The organism is uncultured Sphingomonas sp. (assembly GCF_946477935.1).
Lineage (GTDB): Bacteria > Pseudomonadota > Alphaproteobacteria > Sphingomonadales > Sphingomonadaceae > Sphingomonas.
In genome coordinates, this window is sequence record NZ_CAMLAC010000305.1 from 1 (window position 1) to 3,504 (window position 3,504).

The 3,504-nt window shown below is 68.2% G+C and carries 2 protein-coding genes and 1 tRNA gene; 1 reads left to right on the top strand and 2 read right to left on the bottom strand.

Going from position 1 to position 3,504, the window contains the following annotated elements; all coding sequences use genetic code 11:
* The first annotated feature begins 23 nt into the window (after positions 1-23).
* Positions 24-97: transfer RNA gene (locus tag Q0U08_RS18915), tRNA-Gln, on the top strand.
* Between the two features lie 190 nt (positions 98-287).
* Here the strand turns inward: Q0U08_RS18915 and Q0U08_RS18920 are convergent.
* Positions 288-2,120 (bottom strand): methyl-accepting chemotaxis protein, encoded by a 1,833-nt coding sequence (locus tag Q0U08_RS18920; RefSeq protein ID WP_298093292.1) that lies wholly within the window; start codon positions 2,118-2,120, stop codon positions 288-290.
* Between the two features lie 76 nt (positions 2,121-2,196).
* Positions 2,197-3,504: glucans biosynthesis glucosyltransferase MdoH (gene mdoH, locus Q0U08_RS18925; RefSeq protein WP_298093293.1), on the bottom strand; the 1,308-nt coding region annotated here is incomplete at its 5' end.

Genomic DNA, 3,504 nt, shown 5'->3' on the forward strand with positions numbered 1-3,504 from the left:
GCCTAGAGGCACGCGCCTGTCGTTGCCCCGTCGTCTAAAGGTAAGACTACGGACTCTGACTCCGTCAATTGAGGTTCGAATCCTCACGGGGCATCCAGACACACACATCCATCTATCCGCTGCACGGCTCAAGCGAATCGCAGGGTTCGTGCGGTGCCATGGTGCTTTTTCGTATGTCGCGCGTTGTGGGGTGATGAGGCGAGCTTCCGCACGTCCTCAACGCCCCGCTCATGCTTGTGTCACTACGGATTGAGCGGGGCGTCCCTTAAGGGGCGCCCCGTCGTCGCTCAGAAGCGCGACCAGTCATCCTCTTCCACGGCCAAAGCCGAGGTGTTGACGCGAACGCGCCGTGCGGGTGGCAGGGCGACGCGGTTCTGCAGGCTATGGACCGGATTGGCCGGAGTGCCCGCCGCCATCGTCTCGCCGATCCGGAAACGCGCGATATGCTGCATCAGCACTTCGGTTTCGCCGGCAAGGCTGCGGGCGGCGGCGGTGGCTTCCTCCACCATGGCGGCGTTTTGCTGGGTCACCCCGTCCATGTCGGTCACTGCGGTGCTGATCTGGCGCAGGCCCGCTGCCTGTTGCCCGGTGGCGACACGGATCGAGGAGACGAGCGTGCCGACCTCCGCGATCCGGGTGGCGATGCGGCCCAGCGCAGCGCCCGTCTCGCCGACAAGGTCCACGCCCAGCTCGACCTGCTCGGAACTGGCCTGGATGCGTGCCTTCACGTCCTTGGCCGCCTCCGCGGAGCGCTGGGCGAGGGCGCGAACCTCGGAGGCGACGACCGCGAAACCCTTGCCCGCGTCACCGGCCCGCGCCGCCTCCACGCCGGCGTTGAGCGCCAGCAGGTTGGTCTGGAAGGCGATACCGTCGATGACGCTGATGATCTCGACAATCTCGCTGGACGAACGCTCGATCCCGCCCATCGCCTCCACCGTGCGACGCACGATCGCACCCGACTGTTCCGCTTCGGCCGTAGCCTGCTCGACGCTGTGATGGGCGCGCGCCGCATCGTCCGCGGTGCGGCCGACGGTGGCGGTGATCTCCGCCATCGCCGCGGCCGTTTCCTCCAGGCTGGCGGCCTGTTGTTCGGTGCGCTGCGAGAGGTCGCCGGAGGCATGGCGGATCTCGCTGGAGCCATGGGCGATGCTGCCCGCCGTGCTGCCGACCTGGGTCATGGTCGCCTGGAGCGCGGCGAGCGCGGTATTGAAATCGTCCTTCAGCTTGGCGAACGGGCCGGCAAGGTCGGCGTCGACGCGCGACACCAGATCGCCCTTCGCCAGCCCCGCCAGCCGCTCGCCGATGCTGGCGACGATCAGTGTTTCCTGATCCCGTTTCGCCCGCTCCGCATCGGCCAGTTGATCGCGGAAGGTCGCCATGGCGCGGGCCATCTGCCCAACTTCATCCGCCCGGTCGAGCTGCGGCACGGTCAGGTCGGTGCGGCCCGCGGCCAGCATCTCCATGGTCTCGCGCAACTGATGCAGGGGCGCGACGACGCTGCGCCGCGTGATGACCAGGCCGGCAACGAGGCCCGCGATCGCCAGCAAGGCGGTGGCGACGAGGAGGACGAGACGCGACCGGGCCGCCTGCGCATCCGCCGCCGCGCGCAGCGTGGCCACCTGTGCGCCGAGCGCGTCGATCTGCGCCTCGGCAATGGTCGATGCGGCCCGCTCGACCGGGCGTACGTCCAGACGAAATGCCTGAAAGGCGCCCGCCCGGTCGCCGGCATCAACACGGCTGGCGACGCGCGCGAGATCGGCGACGAGTGCGCGTTGCCGCGTGAAATAGGCCTGGGGGATCGCGGCGGCGCGCAGTTCCGCCTCTCGCGCATCCAGTTGTGCGACCAATGCGTCGCGGCGCTTTTCAAAACGGCCGCGGATGGCGGACAATTCGCTGGCCTCAGGTTCGGTGACGAGGTTCAGGGCATCGCGCTGCAACGCACGGCTAAGCGAGCGTTGCTCCGCCAGTGCGATCACCCGGTCCTGCGCGTCGCGGGCGGCGTCGTTGGCGCGTCCTACCTGCCGCTGTCCGTGCAGCATGACGCCGGCCAGCAGCATCAGCAGCACCAGCGAGACGACCAGCGGCGCCATCAACCTGGCGGTGACACTACGCTGTAACATTTCTAACCGACTTTCCCGTAGCTTGACCAGAATTTGATCTGGAGCAAGCTATGGAACGTGCGGCGTTAGCGAACCGCTAACGAAGGGGCATGGTCCCGGGCTGCAAGCTTTCGTCGGCGAGCGGCGTGGCCGGTACCCGGAAGACACCGCGCGCCGCCAGCCGGTCGCCCGGCCGCCGCCGCGCGGTCCACATCGCCAACCATGGGGCGAGCAGCAGGCCGATGGTGACCGGCGACAGCCACCAGCCCAGCATCGGACGGAGCAGCGATATCGCGACCAGCACCAGCCCGATCCCCAGGTGCCAGCGATAGCGGGGCAGCACGTCCGCCAGCCCCAATCCGTCCCGCACGCGGCTTTGCGGCGCCCATCCGGATTTCCGGCCGCGCAGGATGGCGATCAGGTCGATGGTCTGGGTGAGGGCGATCACGGGCGCGGTCAGGATCGACAAGGGCACGTCCAGCGCGACTGACTTCAGGATGCCGCCAGTTCCCCCATAGCTGGCGCGGCGTTCCCGGTTCGCCATCGCCCAGATGACGCTGAGCAGCTTGGGGCCGAAGAGCAGCGCCAGCGTCGTTACCAGTACCTGCGCGGAGGTGACGGCGCGTACCGATCCGCCGCCCTCGGAAAAATCGAGCGCGACCGAGGTGGCGATCAGGATCAGCCAGGCGGGCGAGGTTAGATAGGCCGAGGCGCCGATCAGCAGTTGCAGCCGGCTGATCCAGTGGAAACCCGAACTGCCGAGTACGCCCAGATGCTGGATATTGCCCTGCGCCCAGCGGCGATCGCGCACCGCCTGGTCGATCAGGGTCGGGGGATATTCCTCGAACGTGTCCTCCACCATGATCATGTGGACGCGCCAGCCGCAGCGGCGCAGCAGTGCGGCCTCCACCATGTCGTGGCTCATGATCGTGCCGCCGAACGGCGGCTTGCCGGGGAGTTCGGGCAGGCCGCAGGAGGCGGCGAAGGCCGAGATGCGGATGAGCGCATTATGGCCCCAGAAGGTCGCCTCCGACCCCGACCACCAGACGAGGCCGGCGGTGGAGATCGGGCCGTAGAGGCGGCTGGCGAACTGCATCCAGCGCTGGAACAGCGTGGTTGCGCCGATCACCATCGGCACCGTCTGGATCAGGCCGATGGAGGGACGTTGTTCCATGATCTGCGCCATCGCCACCATGGTGTCGCCGCCCATCAGGCTGTCCGCATCCAGCATCATCATGTGATCGAAGGCGCCGCCATGCGCACGGATCCACTGCGCCACGTTGCCGGGCTTGCGGCCGATATTCTCGGTCCGGCGGCGATAATAGAGCGGCACCCGCAGGCGGGGTGCTAGGGCGGCCCAGGCGGCGCGTTCGGGCGCGGGTCGCGCAGCGATCGCGCTCATGGC